Origin of the sequence: Bradyrhizobium sp. A5 (assembly GCF_042076515.1) — a bacterium.
Taxonomy (GTDB): Bacteria; Pseudomonadota; Alphaproteobacteria; order Rhizobiales; family Xanthobacteraceae; genus Bradyrhizobium; species Bradyrhizobium cosmicum.
Window position 1 is genome coordinate 5,135,721 of the sequence record NZ_CP148990.1, and the last position, 14,195, is coordinate 5,149,915.

A 14,195-nucleotide genomic window follows, 5' to 3' on the forward strand; every position below is an offset into this window, starting at 1 on the left:
ATTCTTGCGACGAATACTAGTTTCCCGGCTCGGCCGCCCGCAAGGGGCGGCCACCAGGCCGGGACGTGCTCAGTTCACGTAGAAATTGCCGGTCGGATCGAGCCGCCCGGAGGTGGAGTACAGCGATCCGTTGTCCATGAAGAAGACGGTGTTGTCAGGCACCTTCTTCGCGTTCTTCATCATGGCCTCGTGGTTCTTCTCGGCGGGGGCCATGGCCATCGCCGACATCTTGCCGGGCCCGCCATAGACATAGGCCATGCCGGCCTTGAAATCCCAGGTCGCTTCCGAGAAAGCGGATGTCGCGATGACCGCGAACGCGGCGGTGGCAAGCAAGGTCTTGGACACTTTCGTCATGAGATGCTCCTCCGGATTGACGTGAACGCCCGCAATCGGGCGCGCCCCGACATCGAGCATCGAAAGTTGCGGATGAGGAAATGCCGATCCCCAATCGGTTCGATAGCCGCCGCCTATCGCGCCGCCATAGCATGGCGCTATCGCACCGAAAGCGAAACGGCATTTCAGGTGAGACGCGCTCTCGACGAAGCTGCTGCCATAGCCGGCGACCAGCGAGGTTGCGGCCAACAGAGGAGACTTCCATGTCTAGGCACCACATATTGTCGCGCGTGGTTTGGACGGGCCTTGCGGTTCTCGGCGCGCTGGCGTTTGCAACGCCGGTCCTCGCCGGCGACTGCCCGGCCAACAAGATCAAGCCGAACGCGCGGCAGATGGTGGACTACAAGCCGGTCGGCGTCACCGACACCACGCTCGGCGCGATCGACCTCGGCAAGCAGCCGGCGCATATCGAAGGCCGCGAGTTGCGCTTCCGCAAGCTGACCATCGAGCCCGGCGGCATCGTGCCCTGGCACAGCCATGACGACCGCCCGGCGCTGATCTTCGTGCAGCAGGGCGAGATCGTCGAATACGCCTCCAACTGCGTCGACCCGATCGTGCACAAAGCCGGCGACCTCCGTCCCGAAACGTTCGGCACTTCGCACTGGTGGAAGAATCTCGGCAAGGAGACGGTCATTCTCTATGTCGGCGACGTCCGCAAGGACCCCAACGACCACCACATGTGACGCGCGCACGTGGCCCCAGTGCACGCGTGACTGGATGTGGTGCCCGGGATCCCCATGCCGCCCGCATGCCGGGCGCCACATCGCTCACAGGAGAAGCACGTCATGACCGATCTTTCCGCAACCGTCAGGCAGGGCGCGATGACGATGGACGGGCATTCCCCGGGCGTCGCGCGGCGCTCGCTCGTGATCGGCCTCACCGCATTCCTGACCATCGTCGACCTGTTCGCGACGCAGGCGATCCTGCCTTCGCTGACGCGCCACTATGGCGTCACGCCGGCCGCGATGGGTTTTGCCGTCAACGCCAGCACCTTCGGCATGGCGACAGCCAGCCTTGTCGTCGGCTTCTTCAGCCCGCGCATCAACCGGCGGACCGGCATCCTGCTCAGCCTGACGCTTCTGGCGATCCCCACCAGCCTGCTGGCGTCGGCGCCGGACCTCGCGGTCTTCACCGCCTTGCGGGTGGCGCAGGGCCTGTGCATGGCGTCCGCCTTCGCGCTTACCCTCGCCTATCTCGGCGAGCAATGCAGCGCCATGGACGCCGGCAGCGCGTTTGCCGCCTACATCACCGGCAACGTCGCCAGCAACCTCGTTGGCCGGCTGGTCTCGGCGGCGGTCGCCGACAGCCTTGGCCTCGCCTGGAATTTCCATGTCTTTGCGGGCCTCAATCTGGCCGGCGCGGCACTGGTCTATTTCACCGTCAAGCGCGTGCCGCCGATGCATACGGTGATGCCGGCGGAATCGCCGCTGACCGACACGATCACGCACTGGCGCAATCCGCAGCTCTGCGCCGCCTTCGGCATCGGCTTCTGCATCCTGTTCGCCTTCATCGGCACCTTCACATTCGTCAATTTCGTGCTGGTCCGGCCGCCGCTGTCGCTCGGCATGATGGACCTCGGCCTCGTCTATTTCGTTTTCCTGCCGTCGGTGGTCACGACCTTGCTGGCCGGCAAGGTGGCCTCGCGCCTCGGAACGCGGCCGACGATCTGGGGCTCGCTCGCTGTCGCCGGACTGGGCCTGCCGCTCTTGCTGGCATCGCATCTCGGCGCGGTACTCATTGGCATGGTCCTGGTCGGCGTCGGGACCTTTTTCGCGCAAGCCGCGGCCACAGGCTTCGTCGGACAGGCCTCCGCCGGAAACCGCGGCACGGCCAGCGGCATCTATCTCGCCTGCTATTTCTGTGGTGGGCTCGTCGGCACGGCCGTGCTCGGACGTCTGTTCGATGCCTTCGGCTGGTCCGTCTGCATCGCCGGCATCGGCGCAGCCCTCGCGGCCGCAGCCCTGCTCACGCTCAATTTGAAGCGTTAACGCTTGACCGGCGCTTCCTGCGGCGGCTCGTCGTCGGCGATGGCACGCCAGGCGGCGCCGTCGAGATCGTCGTACTGGCCGCTGCGGAGCGACCAGAGGAAGGCGGCAAGGCCGGCAAGACCGAGCATCAGCGCGAGCGGGACCAGGATGACCAGGATTTCCATCACACGATCTCCCGCGCGCGGCTGCGAGCCCGCAGCGAATTCAACATGACCAGGATCGAGGAGCCGCTCATCGCGGCGGCGGCGATCAGGGGCGTCACCACGCCGCTGATGGCGACCGGCACGGCGAGGACATTATAGCCGATCGCGAGCCAGAGGTTCTGCCGCATCAGATGCAGCGCCTTGCGCGAAGCGTCGATGGCCGCGACGACGGGGGCCAGCGGCCGGCCGAGGAAGACCAGATCGGCGGTGGCCTGGCTGAGATGCGCGGCCGAGATCGGCGACATCGAGACATGGGCCGCCGCCAGCGAAGGCGCGTCGTTCATGCCGTCTCCGACCATCAGCACCTTCGCGCCGCGCTGCTTCAACTCCTCGATCCGCGCGATCTTGTCGGCGGGCGTCACGCCTGCGCGCCATTCGGGAACGCCGAGCGCATGCGCTGCCGCCTTCACCGCCGGCTCGCGGTCTCCGGAGAGAATCTCGACACCGATGTTGCGCGCCTTCAGCGCCGCAATCACGGCCTGCGCGTCCGGCCGCAGGCCCTGACGCACCGACAGGATGAATTTTTCGGGCCCCTTGCTGAAGGCGACGATCGAGGCTTCGGGATCGAGATTGGCGCCGCTGACCAACGCCTCCGCGCCGCAGAAGGACGGCCGACCGAGACGGATCTCGACGCCGTCCAGAGTTGCGCGCACGCCTTGCCCGGCCTCTTCGACGGCACCGACAACAGGCGATTTCGCGCCGGCGGCCTTCGCGACCGCGGCGGCCACCGGATGATGGCTCGACAGCGCGAGCCGGCCGGCGAGATCGAAGATGCCGGCGGGAATGCCGGCCGCGTTCGTGACTTCGAGATTCGGCAGCGTCAGCGTGCCGGTCTTGTCGAAGATGACGTGATCGGCTTCGGCGAGGCGCTCGATGGCATCGCCAGAATTGAGCAGCACGCCGGACTTGAACATCGCCCCCGAGGCGATCGTCTGCACGGTCGGGATGGCAAGGCCGAGCGCGCAGGGACAGGTGATGATCAGCACGGCAACGCCGGTCACGATCGCATCGTGCCAGGACGCACCGGCGATGACCCAGCCGAGAATGGTGATGAGCGCGGTCGCATGCACCACCGGCGCGTAGAGCCGCGAGGCGCGATCGGCGAGCCGCATGTAGCGCGAGCGCGCCTGCAGCGCATTGTCGAGCAGCCGCGTGATCTCGGCGAGCAGCGTCGCCTCCGACGCCGCCGAGACCCGCACCCGTAGCGTGCCGGAGATGTTCATCGATCCGGCATAGACCGGCGTGCCCTGCTCCGCGGTGACGTAGAGCGTCTCGCCCGTGATCAGGCTTTGGTCGATCTCGGAACGCCCCTCGATCACCGTGCCGTCGACCGCGCAGCGCTCGCCGGGCCGCAGCAGCACGATGTCGCCGGGATGGATTGCGGCGACCGGCACTTGAGAGATCTCGTCAGGCCCGACGAACTTAGCCGCGGTCTCGGCCTTGAGCGCGGCGAGATTGCCGGCAACCGCCCGCGTCCGCCGCCGCATGTTCTGGTCGAGGAAGCGACCGACCAGCAGGAACGTCAGCAGCATGATCGCCGCATCGAAATAGGCGTGCTCGGCGTGGTGGATGGTCTCGACCACCGACATGCCGAGTGCGAGGATCACGCCGATCGAGATCGGCACGTCCATGTTGGTCGTCTTCGCCGACAGCGCGCGCCAGGCCGAACGGAAGAACGGCTGGCCGGCATAGGCCGCCGCCGGCAACGCGATCAGCGCCGAGAGCCAGTGGAAGAAGTCGCGCTGTTCCGGCAGCATGTCCGAGACGTTGCCCGACCATACCGGGATCGACAGCATCATCACGTTCATGGTGGCGAACGCGGCGACGCCGAGGCAGCGCAGCAGGAAGCGCGACTCGGCAACCTCGGCCACTTCCGCGCTTTCGGTCTCGTAGGGATAGGCCTTGTAGCCGAGTTCCTCGAGGCGGTCGATGAAGCGAGCCGGATCGAGCGTGCCCGCCTTCCATTCCAGCGCGACGCGGCGGTCGGTGAGGTTCACGCGCGCCAGCGTGACATCGGGCATCGCCGACAGTCCGCGCTCGATCTTGGCCATGCAGCCGGCGCAGTGAACGCCCTCGACCGCGAGATCGATGTGCTGGACGCCCTCGCCCGCGGCGCGGACGTAATGCGAAAAATCCCGCGTGACGTGCATAACGATGTCCTTCAGTTCAGGATCACGCGGTTGCGCGACATGAACACGCGCGTCCCGCGCGCCTCGCCCTCGATCACCAGATCCCACTGGCCGGGCGCGACGGCAGCGGCATTGCCGCGATAGATGCCGATGCCGGCTTCGGAGAGCTCGACCTGGAGATCGGCGCGCTTGTCGGTCGGCCGTTCCAGGCGGCCACCGAATTTCAAGCCGGTCACCGGCCGGCCGCTGGCATCGCGCGCGTCGACCTGAAGCGCGGCGCCGCCGTCGGTGCGGCGCTCGATATGGGCACTGACCTGCCATTTGCGCGCAGCCTGGTCCTGCGCCGCCGAGATCTCGCGGTCATAGGCGAGACCTGCGGCATAGGGACTGTCGACATCGGTGCCGGGCAGCGTCGCGATCGCGAGCTTCATCATGGTCACGTTGACGCCGATCACGACGCCGAAGAAGGCGACCAGCATCAGGAACACCTTGGTTCCGGTCAGCGGCTTGGTTGCCATGGCAGTCTCCTGGTCCTACGGCGCGACGAAATTGTCGGTGGCGCTGGCAGCTTCGCCAAGGCCGATATCGGTGACGTGGAAGCGAACCGGAATCGACTTCTCCGGATTGCTCTCCGCCGGCGCGGTGACGAGCAGGCGCAGTTCGCTGGTGGAATCGCGGGGGATGACGATCATCGGCCGATCCGGCGTCACCGAATCGGCGCCGACGACGTGGATGGTCAAATTGGCGGGACCGCTGGCGTCGATCGCGATGACGCGGTCGTAGCCGCTCTTGTTGAGCAGCCGCACCGTATAGGCATTGCGGATCGAGCCGTCGCTGAGCTTGACCGCGACCGGGTTGCGATCGTGCAGCACGTTGACGTCGAGCAAGCTGCGGGTTGCGAGCGTATAGACCATGAAACCGCCGACGGCCGCAATGATCGCGCTGTAGGCCACGGTTCGAGCGCGCACGATCTTGTAGACCGGTGCCTTGCCTTCCTGGCGGCGGTGGATGTTGATGTCGTTGTCGTAGCCGATCAGCCGCTTCGGCCGGCCGATCTTCGTCATCACGTTGTCGCAGGCGTCGATGCAGAGCCCGCACTGGATGCATTCGAGCTGCGGCCCGTTGCGGATGTCGATGCCGGTCGGACAGACCGCGACGCATTGAAAGCAGTCGACGCAATCGCCCACCTGTTCGCCGTGCGCGCGCAACTCGGCCGCCTTCTTGACCGAGGTGCGCTTCTCGCCGCGGTCGTAGCGGTAGGTGACGTTGAGCGCCCATTCGTCGGTGAGCGCGGCCTGGATCCGCGGCCAGGGACACATGTAGGTGCAGACCTGCTCGCGCATGTAGCCGGCGAGCAGATAGGTGGTCGCGGTGAGGATGCCGATCCAGATATAGGCGATCATCGGCCCCTGAAAGGTGACGAGGTCCTTCACCAGCGTCGGCGCGTCATAGAAATAGAGCACCCAGGCGCCACCGGTCCACCAGGCGATCATGAGCCAGATCGAATGCTTGAGCACGATCTCGGAAATCCGCTCGAGGTTCATCGGGTCGGACGACTTGTCCTTCTTCATCCGCTCGCGCCGGTCGCCTTCGACCAGACGCTCGACGGCGTAGAACACATCGGTCCACACCGTCTGCGGGCAGAGGTAGCCGCACCAGATGCGGCCGCCGACCGAGTTCATCAGGAACAGCGCAACCGCCGCCACGATCAGGAGGCCGGTGAAGTAGTAGATCTCCTGCGGCCATAGCTCGATGAAGAAGAAATAGAAGCGGCTGTTGGGGAGATCGATCAGCACCGCCTGGCTGGGCGCGCCGAGGCCGCGGTTCCAGCGCACGAAAGGCAGGAAGTAGTAGATGCCGAGGCAGACCGCCATCAGGGCCCATTTGATCCGGCGGAAGGTCCCCGAGACGCTCTGGGGATAAACCTTCTTGTGGGCCACGTAGAGTGGCCCGTTGTCGTCGTCGGATGCGAGGTCTTTGGGGTTCACGGTCTTGTTCATCGCCTGGAACTTCTCGAAAAGGTGCGATTAAACCTAGACCCGACACCGCCGCGTCAGTTGATCCAGCTCAAACGGGGGCGGTTTTGTTCGCCCCCGCTTGTGACCAGTCGGCTATTTTCCACCGCCCAGCGAGTGGACGTAGACCGCCATCGCCTTGATCGTGGCGGGGTCGAGCCGCCCTTCCCAGGCCGGCATGACGCCGGCGCGACCCTGGCTGATGGTCTCGATCAGGGTCGCCTCGTCCGAGCCGTAAAGCCAGATTTTGTCGGTCAGGTTCGGCGCGCCCATCTCCTGGTTGCCCTTGCCGCCGTCGCCGTGGCAGGCGACGCAGTTCTCCGCGAAGATCTTCTCGCCCTTTGCCGCGTCATAGCCCTTGCGGGTCGGAAGGCCCGACAAGGCGCGGACATAGTTGGCGACCGTGACGATCTCGTCCGGCTTCAGCACGCCGTCCTTGCCGAAGGCGAGCATCTGGCCCTCATGCGTCTTGGCATGACCCGAGCGCGCGCCGAACTGGATGGTCTGCATGATCTGGTCGAGCGTGCCGCCCCACAGCCAGTCATCGTCGTTCAGGTTCGGGTAGCCCTTGGCACCGGCGGCGCCGGAGCCGTGGCACGGCGCGCAATTGTCGCCGAACACGGTCTTGCCCTTGGCGCGGGCGAGCGCCAGCAAGGCCGGGTCCTTCTCGATGTCGGCGAGCGAGGCGGCACCGAGAGCCACCATCTTGTCGCCCCTGATCTTGTCGAGGTTGGCGAGCTCGACGGCGACGTCGGCGCGCGACGAATAGCCGAACAGGCCGGTGGTATTGCTGGAGATCAGCGGCCAGGCCGGGTAGACGATCCAGTAGCCGACGGCCCAGACGATGGTGAGGTAGAAGCAGATCACCCACCAGCGCGGCAGCGGCGTGTTGAGCTCCTTGATGCCGTCCCACTCATGCCCGGTCGTGGCCCTGCCCGTGACGGGATCGATTTCGCTATGGTCGGTCATGATCTCTTACTCCTCCCGCAACGGCAGGTGTGCTGCTTCGTCGAAGGCAGCCTTGTTACGGGGCCAGAATGCGTAGGCGATGATCGCGAGAAAGATCGCGACGAACACCGGCGTCCAGATCGTGGTCACGAGACCGGACGCGAGATTGTCGAGTGTCAGGATGGCTTTCATCGTTCGTGCCTTCTCAGCGAAGATTGGCTTTCTCGTTGTAGATCTTGAAGTCGACCAGGGTGCCGAGCATCTGCAGGTACGCGATCAGTGCGTCCATCTCGGTCGGCGTCCCGGTCTTGCCGTCGAAGTTGCGCACGACGGCCTTGGCGTAGCGCTTGGTGAAGGCGTCGGAGCCAGCGTTGTCCGGATCGGCCTGGGCCTTCATGTCGGCGCCCGCGTTGGCGATCTGGTCGTCGGTATAGGGCACGCCGACCGTCCGCAGCGTCCGCATGTGATCGGCGATCGTATCCGGATCGACTTCCGTCTGAGCCAGGAAGGGATAGCCCGGCATCACCGATTGCGGCACGATCGCGCGCGGGTTGGTCAGATGGGTGACGTGCCAGTCGTCGGAATATTTGGCGCCGACGCGGGCAAGGTCGGGACCGGTGCGCTTCGAGCCCCACTGGAACGGGTGGTCGAACATGCTCTCGGCGGCGAGCGAGAAGTGGCCGTAGCGCTCGACCTCGTCGCGGAGGGGCCGGATCATCTGCGAATGGCAGAGATAGCAGCCCTCGCGGACGTAGACGTTGCGTCCGGCGAGTTCCAGCGGCGTGTAGGGCCTGACCCCGTCGACCACCTCGATCGTGCTCTTGAGATAGAACAGCGGGGTGATCTCGACGAGACCGCCGATCGCGATCACCAGCAGGATGCCGACGACCAGGATGATCGAGTTCTTTTCGAAGATTTGGTGGCGTGTCCAGAACGACATTGTGGAGCTCCTCATTCCGCCGGCTGAAGAGCGACGGGCATCTGGACTTCCGCTTCGCCGACGCGAACGGTCATCCAGAGATTATAGGCCATGATCAGCGCGCCGATCAGGAACAGCCCGCCGCCGGCGGCGCGGATGATGTAGAAGGGGTGCATCGCCTCGACGGTCTCGATGAAGGAATATTCGAGGAAGCCGAGCGAGGTGTAGGCGCGCCACATCAGGCCCTGGAGGATGCCGGACACCCACATCGCGGAGATGTAGAGAACGATGCCGAGGGTGGCGATCCAGAAGTGCCAGTTGACGAGCTTGAGGCTGTAGAGCCCCTTGCGATTCCAGACCCACGGCACCAGGCAGTACAGCGCGCCAAAGGAGACGAAGCCGACCCAACCGAGCGCGCCGGAATGCACGTGGCCGATGGTCCAGTCGGTGTAGTGGCTGAGCGAGTTGACCACCTTGATCGACATCATCGGGCCTTCGAAGGTCGACATGCCGTAGAAGGCGACGGAGACGACCAACATGCGCAGCACGGGGTCGGTGCGCAGCTTGTCCCAGGCGCCCGACAGCGTCATCAGGCCGTTGATCATGCCGCCCCAGGAGGGCATCCACAGCATGATCGAGAAGGTCATGCCGAGCGTCTGCGTCCAGTCAGGCAGCGCCGTGTAGTGCAGATGGTGGGGACCCGCCCAGATGTAGAGGAAGATCAGCGCCCAGAAGTGGATGATCGACAGCCGGTAGGAATAGACCGGCCGCTCCGCGCGCTTGGGGATGAAATAGTACATGATGGCGAGGAAGCCGGCGGTCAGGAAGAAGCCGACCGCGTTGTGGCCGTACCACCACTGGAACATGGCGTCCTGGATGCCGCCCCAGGCGATGTAGGACTTCGAGCCGAACACCGAAACGGGAAGCGCCGGATTGTTGCCGAGATGCAGGACCGCGATCGTCACGATGAAGGCGAGATAGAACCAGTTCGCGACGAAGATGTGCGGCTCCTTGCGCTTGATGATGGTCACAAGGAATACGAGCAGATAGGTCACCCAGACGATGGTCAGCCAGAGGTCGGCATACCATTCCGGCTCGGCATATTCCTTGGACTGCGTCACGCCGAGCAGATAGCCGGTGCCGGCGATCAGGATGAAGAAATTGTAGCCGAGCACGACGAACCAGGGCGCCAGATAACCCGCAAGCCGCACATGGCAGCTCTTCTGCACCACGTAGAAAGATGTCGCGATCAGGACGTTGCCGCCGAAGGCGAAGATCACCGCCGACGTGTGCAGCGGCCGCAACCGTCCGAACTGGATCCAGGGTAGATCGAAGTTCAGCGCGGGCCAGGCCAACTGCGAGGCGATGATGAGGCCGACCAGGAAGCCGGCAATGCCCCAGAACATCGCCATGAAGGACGAAAACTTGATTGGCCCCATGTTGTAGTTGGGCCGGCCATTGATCTCCGCGGGCGGCAGCACCGCCGGGCGGTCGTAGTAATTATTGATGACGAAGAACACCGCAGCGATGCTTGCCGCCGCGCCGAGCGCGGCGTGGAAGGCAAAGGGCGCGTCCAGCGCCTTGGCTGCGGCGATCACGCAAAGGAAGGCGGTGACTGCGAACACGACAGCCAGGCCGCTTTCACCGATGGTCATGGATTTTGAGATGGAGGGCTGGCTCATGCGGATTCTCTCTGAAAGAACACGGGGCCAGAAACCACATTCACCCTCGCGGGGAATTGATTGAAATCAAGACAGATGGATTTCTGTTAATGCGAGGGCGAGAAGATCGGAAAACGATATCAATCGCTTGCACCGCGCACTACGCGCGCGGCAAGGCGTCGCCTCCGTGGAAACACGGAGGCCCCGGTCGCAGGATCCAGGGATGATTCGTCAGTCGCGCGCCGTCGCCTTCAGCGCCGAGATGACGTCCTCGCGGGCGATGATTCCGACCAGTTTCTGCGCGCCGTCGAGCACGATGATGCTCCTGATGCGGTGCTCGACCATGATCTGGAGCACCCGCGTCAACCTCGTGTCGGGGCTGACATAGATGAACTCCGGCGTCATGACGTCGCCGACCTTGCGGCCCATCAGGTCGGGATAGCGCGGCAGCATCTGGCTCGGCGTGAAGGCGAAGCAATTCAGGATGTCGAATTTGGTGACGATGCCGACCACCTGCCCGTCGTCCTCGACCGGGTAGCTGTTGAAATCGTCGTCCTCGAACATCTCGCTGAGCGCGAGCATGTCGAGGTCGCGCTGAACCGTCTTGACGTTGCGCGTCATGTAACCGTCGACGGTCTGCTCGAGAAACTTGTACACGGCGCGTCCTCTTCGATTCGCTTCCAGCCGGCCGTCAGTGCGACAGCAGCACGCAGCGGGCGGATTGCGTGACCAGATATTGGGTAACACCGCCGAGAATCATTTCGCGGAAGCGCGAATGACCATAGGCACCGGCAACGATCAGGCTTGCGCCGACATCGCCGGCAACTTTCTCCAATTGCCCGGCGACGGTTTCGTTCCGGGCCGCCTCGCAAACGCGCGCGGTCGCGGTAACGCCGTGGCGGGCAAGCCAAGCCGTCACGTCGGTCACACCGGCGACGGCGACGGGACGGTCGTCGTCGCCCTCGGGAATCGCGACGACGGCGACATCCCTTGCCTTGCGCAGCATCGGCAGCGCGTCGGCCAGTGCCCGCCGCGCCTCCGGCGTATCCTTCCACGCCACGAGGGCACTGCGCAGATCGAGCCAGTTGACGCCGTCGGGCACGACCAGGATCGGCCGGCCGGACTGCATCACCAGATCCTTGGGGCTCGCGAGCGCGAATGCGTCGGAGAAGGCCGGGCTCTGCCCGCCGCTGACGATGATGTCGGCGCAACGCGCCTGGGTGAGCGTAAACCGTTCCGGGAAATCCATGGCACTGCGCCATTCCACATGGCCGCCGCGATTTTTGATCGCGGTACGGAATTGCGCCTCCAGTTCGGCCAGGCGCCTCTTGATGGAGGCTTCCTCCCGGTCGATCAGTCCCTGAGCCGCGGCACCATCGGTGAAATACAGCGGCGGCGCGAACTGCGCCGCGGCGACCCCGACGATAGCCGCCTCGAATCGCTCGGCAAGCTCGCCTGCGACCAGTAGACGCGAATCGTTGGGCTGATCGAGCGCCAGGCTGACCATCACGGTCGCATATGTCATTGAAACTCTCCGGGGCATTACGCTTCCATGAAACTGTAGCCCTGTCGACGCTCCGCAGGATGAGATAGATCAAACGCCCCGGGCACCGTGCGGCGGGGGCCTCCGCCGATGGAATACGACATCCGAACTTGCCTCAGGCCCGGCCTTGGGCGACATTGCGTCAGCGGTAACGGCATCCGGGCCACCGCATGAAGACGGGAGCCACCGCTTGTCGCCGAACCGCGTTACACATCCGAATGATGACGGTCTGGGCGAGCATTTCCGCGTTCGAATCGAGGGGTTTGGCGTCGGCACCTGGGATCTCGATCTCAGGACGATGGAATTGGAATGGTCCGACACGTCCAGGGCCCTGTTTGGCGTCGAGCCGGACGAGCCGGACAGCTACGAGCTGTTCCTGGCGCGCCTCGAGCCCAACGACCGCGAGTGGGTCGAGCGCGCGATCAAGCGCGTCTGCGAGCATGGCGGCAGTTTTGACGTGTCCTTCAGGGTCGCAGGCGGCCACGGCAGGGGAAAGTGGATTCGCGCCCGGGCCGGTCTTATTCGGGACGAGGCCGGCGCCGCCTGTCACCTCAGCGGCATTTTCCTCGACATCGACGAGGAGAAGCAGGTCGAGGAGGCACTGCGCACCCGCGAATCGCACCTGCGCTCGATCCTCCAAACCATTCCGGACGCCATGATCGTCATCGACGGCCGGGGCGTGATCCAGCTGTTCAGCACCGCCGCCGAGCGTCTGTTCGGCTGGCCCGAGCACGAGGCGATCGGCCAGAACGTCAGCATTCTGATGCCGGAGCCCGACCGCTCCCGTCACGACGGCTACATCGCGCGCTACCGCGTCACCCACGATCCGCACATCATCGGCATCGGCCGCATCGTGACCGGCAGACGCCGCGACGGGACCACCTTTCCGATGCACCTGTCGATCGGCGAGATGCAGTCCGGCGGCGAGCCCTATTTCACCGGCTTCGTCCGCGATCTGACCGAGCATCAGCAGACCCAGGCGCGGCTCCAGGAGCTGCAGTCGGAGCTGGTCCACGTCTCCAGGCTGAGCGCCATGGGCGAGATGGCGTCCGCGCTCGCCCACGAGCTCAACCAGCCGCTGGCCGCGATCAGCAACTACATGAAGGGGTCGCGGCGGTTGCTGTCCGGCAGCACTGATCCGAACATCGCCAAGATCGAGAGCGCCATGGATCGCGCCGCCGAGCAGGCCGTGCGCGCCGGCCAGATCATCCGGCGGCTGCGCGATTTCGTTGCGCGCGGGGAATCCGAGAAGCGGGTCGAGAGCCTGTCGAAGCTGATCGAGGAAGCCGGCGCCCTCGGCCTTGCCGGCGCGCGCGAGCAGAGCGTTCAACTCCGTTTCAGCCTCGATCCGGATGCCGATCTCGTGCTTGCCGACCGGGTGCAGATCCAGCAGGTGCTGGTCAACCTGTTCCGCAACGCACTGGAAGCGATGGCGCAATCGCAGCGGCGCGAGCTCGTCGTCGCCAACACCCGCGTAGGGGACGACATGATCGAGGTGGAGGTGTCCGACACCGGCTCCGGCTTCCAGGACGACGTCATGCCAAACCTGTTTCAGACTTTCTTCACCACCAAGGACACCGGCATGGGCGTGGGATTGTCCATCAGCCGCTCGATCATCGAAGCTCACGGCGGCCGGATGTGGGCCGAGAGCAACGCATCGGGCGGGGCGACATTCCGCTTCACCCTGCCGGCAGCCGACGAGACCTGATCCATGACGACCAAGGGACATATCTACGTCATCGACGACGACGAGGCGATGCGGGATTCGCTGAACTTCCTGCTGGATTCCTCCGGCTTCGGCGTCACGCTGTTCGACAATGCGCAGAGCTTCCTCGACGCCCTGCCCGGCCTCGCCTTCGGCTGCGTCGTCTCCGACGTGCGCATGCCGGGCATCGACGGGATCGAGCTGCTGAAGCGCATGAAGACGCAGCACAGCCCGTTTCCGATCCTGATCATGACCGGTCATGGCGACGTGCCGCTCGCGGTCGAGGCCATGAAGCTGGGCGCCCTCGACTTTCTGGAAAAACCTTTCGAGGACGACCGCCTCGTCACCATGATCGAATCCGCGATCCGCCAGGCCGAGCCGGCGGCCAAGAGCGAATCCATTGCCCAGGACATCGCAGCCCGGGTCGCCTCCTTGAGCCCCAGGGAGCGCCAGGTGATGGAGGGGCTGATCGCGGGCCTCTCCAACAAGCTGATCGCCCGGGAATACGACATCAGCCCGCGCACCATCGAGGTCTACCGGGCCAATGTGATGACCAAGATGCAGGCCAACAGCCTCTCGGAGCTGGTGCGGCTGGCGATGCGCGCCGGCATGCTGAAGGATTGAGGCAAGTCAAGATGCGTTCTCGCCGCCCGTGCTAGCTGATCAGACATGATTGAGATCAGCTCATTTC

General features: G+C 64.8%; 15 protein-coding genes. 4 read left to right on the forward strand and 11 right to left on the reverse strand.

From position 1 onward, the window contains the following. Positions 1 to 69 precede the first annotated feature (69 nt). Positions 70 to 582 (reverse strand): hypothetical protein, encoded by a 513-nt coding sequence (locus WHZ77_RS24470; RefSeq protein ID WP_375310296.1) that lies wholly within the window; start codon positions 580 to 582, stop codon positions 70 to 72. Positions 583 to 596: 14 nt separating this feature from the next. Here WHZ77_RS24470 and WHZ77_RS24475 point away from each other — a divergent pair, with 14 nt between their 5' ends. Further along, positions 597 to 1,076 (forward strand): cupin domain-containing protein, encoded by a 480-nt coding sequence (locus WHZ77_RS24475; RefSeq protein WP_375310297.1) that lies wholly within the window; start codon positions 597 to 599, stop codon positions 1,074 to 1,076. Between the two features lie 102 nt (positions 1,077 to 1,178). Continuing rightward, positions 1,179 to 2,381, forward strand: coding sequence for an MFS transporter (locus tag WHZ77_RS24480; protein WP_375310298.1), 1,203 nt, complete (start codon positions 1,179 to 1,181; stop codon positions 2,379 to 2,381). Here the strand turns inward: WHZ77_RS24480 and ccoS are convergent. From ccoS to WHZ77_RS24530, 10 genes are all read right to left on the reverse strand, one after another. Further along, entirely contained in the window at positions 2,378 to 2,545 is a 168-nt protein-coding gene (gene ccoS / locus WHZ77_RS24485) for a cbb3-type cytochrome oxidase assembly protein CcoS (RefSeq protein ID WP_015687698.1), read from the reverse strand. The two genes, WHZ77_RS24480 and ccoS, sit on opposite strands and share 4 nt — an antisense overlap. Further along, on the reverse strand, positions 2,545 to 4,734 hold the full coding sequence (locus WHZ77_RS24490) for a cation-translocating P-type ATPase (protein WP_375310299.1): 2,190 nt from the start codon (positions 4,732 to 4,734) through the stop codon (positions 2,545 to 2,547). The genes ccoS and WHZ77_RS24490 overlap by 1 nt, the downstream gene beginning before the upstream one ends. 11 nt (positions 4,735 to 4,745) lie before the next feature. Then, on the reverse strand, positions 4,746 to 5,231 hold the full coding sequence (locus WHZ77_RS24495) for a FixH family protein (RefSeq protein ID WP_375310300.1): 486 nt from the start codon (positions 5,229 to 5,231) through the stop codon (positions 4,746 to 4,748). A gap of 15 nt (positions 5,232 to 5,246) precedes the next feature. Continuing rightward, positions 5,247 to 6,713 (reverse strand): cytochrome c oxidase accessory protein CcoG, encoded by a 1,467-nt coding sequence (gene ccoG / locus WHZ77_RS24500; protein ID WP_375310301.1) that lies wholly within the window; start codon positions 6,711 to 6,713, stop codon positions 5,247 to 5,249. Between the two features lie 111 nt (positions 6,714 to 6,824). Then, positions 6,825 to 7,697, reverse strand: a complete 873-nt coding sequence (gene ccoP, locus WHZ77_RS24505) for a cytochrome-c oxidase, cbb3-type subunit III (protein ID WP_375310302.1) — start codon at positions 7,695 to 7,697, stop codon at positions 6,825 to 6,827. A 6-nt stretch (positions 7,698 to 7,703) separates the two neighbouring features. Next, positions 7,704 to 7,868, reverse strand: a complete 165-nt coding sequence (locus WHZ77_RS24510) for a CcoQ/FixQ family Cbb3-type cytochrome c oxidase assembly chaperone (RefSeq protein ID WP_015687703.1) — start codon at positions 7,866 to 7,868, stop codon at positions 7,704 to 7,706. 13 nt (positions 7,869 to 7,881) lie between these two features. Further along, positions 7,882 to 8,616, reverse strand: coding sequence for a cytochrome-c oxidase, cbb3-type subunit II (ccoO, locus tag WHZ77_RS24515; protein ID WP_375310303.1), 735 nt, complete (start codon positions 8,614 to 8,616; stop codon positions 7,882 to 7,884). Positions 8,617 to 8,627: 11 nt separating this feature from the next. Beyond that, a complete protein-coding gene (gene ccoN / locus WHZ77_RS24520) occupies positions 8,628 to 10,277 on the reverse strand; it encodes a cytochrome-c oxidase, cbb3-type subunit I (RefSeq protein ID WP_375310304.1) in 1,650 nt (549 codons plus the stop codon). Between the two features lie 210 nt (positions 10,278 to 10,487). After that, positions 10,488 to 10,913, reverse strand: a complete 426-nt coding sequence (locus tag WHZ77_RS24525; protein ID WP_375310305.1) for an HPP family protein — start codon at positions 10,911 to 10,913, stop codon at positions 10,488 to 10,490. A gap of 34 nt (positions 10,914 to 10,947) precedes the next feature. Further along, positions 10,948 to 11,781 (reverse strand): universal stress protein, encoded by an 834-nt coding sequence (locus tag WHZ77_RS24530; protein WP_375310306.1) that lies wholly within the window; start codon positions 11,779 to 11,781, stop codon positions 10,948 to 10,950. 208 nt (positions 11,782 to 11,989) lie between these two features. Here WHZ77_RS24530 and fixL point away from each other — a divergent pair, with 208 nt between their 5' ends. Both fixL and fixJ read left to right on the forward strand, forming a co-directional pair. Beyond that, on the forward strand, positions 11,990 to 13,507 hold the full coding sequence (gene fixL / locus WHZ77_RS24535; RefSeq protein ID WP_375310307.1) for a sensor protein FixL: 1,518 nt from the start codon (positions 11,990 to 11,992) through the stop codon (positions 13,505 to 13,507). Positions 13,508 to 13,510: 3 nt separating this feature from the next. After that, positions 13,511 to 14,128 carry a response regulator FixJ gene (gene fixJ / locus WHZ77_RS24540; RefSeq protein WP_015687710.1) on the forward strand — a complete coding sequence of 206 codons (618 nt, stop codon included), beginning with the start codon at positions 13,511 to 13,513 and terminating at the stop codon, positions 14,126 to 14,128. Positions 14,129 to 14,195 lie beyond the last annotated feature (67 nt).

Coding starts and splice junctions, on each gene's coding strand:
- WHZ77_RS24475 (WP_375310297.1), top strand. CDS start 597: ATGTCTAGGCACCACATATTGTCGCGCGTGGTTTGGACGGGCCTTGCG.
- WHZ77_RS24480 (WP_375310298.1), top strand. CDS start 1,179: ATGACCGATCTTTCCGCAACCGTCAGGCAGGGCGCGATGACGATGGAC.
- ccoS (WP_015687698.1), bottom strand. CDS start 2,545: ATGGAAATCCTGGTCATCCTGGTCCCGCTCGCGCTGATGCTCGGTCTT.
- WHZ77_RS24490 (WP_375310299.1), bottom strand. CDS start 4,734: ATGCACGTCACGCGGGATTTTTCGCATTACGTCCGCGCCGCGGGCGAG.
- WHZ77_RS24495 (WP_375310300.1), bottom strand. CDS start 5,231: ATGGCAACCAAGCCGCTGACCGGAACCAAGGTGTTCCTGATGCTGGTC.
- ccoG (WP_375310301.1), bottom strand. CDS start 6,713: ATGAACAAGACCGTGAACCCCAAAGACCTCGCATCCGACGACGACAAC.
- ccoP (WP_375310302.1), bottom strand. CDS start 7,697: ATGACCGACCATAGCGAAATCGATCCCGTCACGGGCAGGGCCACGACC.
- WHZ77_RS24510 (WP_015687703.1), bottom strand. CDS start 7,868: ATGAAAGCCATCCTGACACTCGACAATCTCGCGTCCGGTCTCGTGACC.
- ccoO (WP_375310303.1), bottom strand. CDS start 8,616: ATGTCGTTCTGGACACGCCACCAAATCTTCGAAAAGAACTCGATCATC.
- ccoN (WP_375310304.1), bottom strand. CDS start 10,277: ATGAGCCAGCCCTCCATCTCAAAATCCATGACCATCGGTGAAAGCGGC.
- WHZ77_RS24530 (WP_375310306.1), bottom strand. CDS start 11,781: ATGACATATGCGACCGTGATGGTCAGCCTGGCGCTCGATCAGCCCAAC.
- fixJ (WP_015687710.1), top strand. CDS start 13,511: ATGACGACCAAGGGACATATCTACGTCATCGACGACGACGAGGCGATG.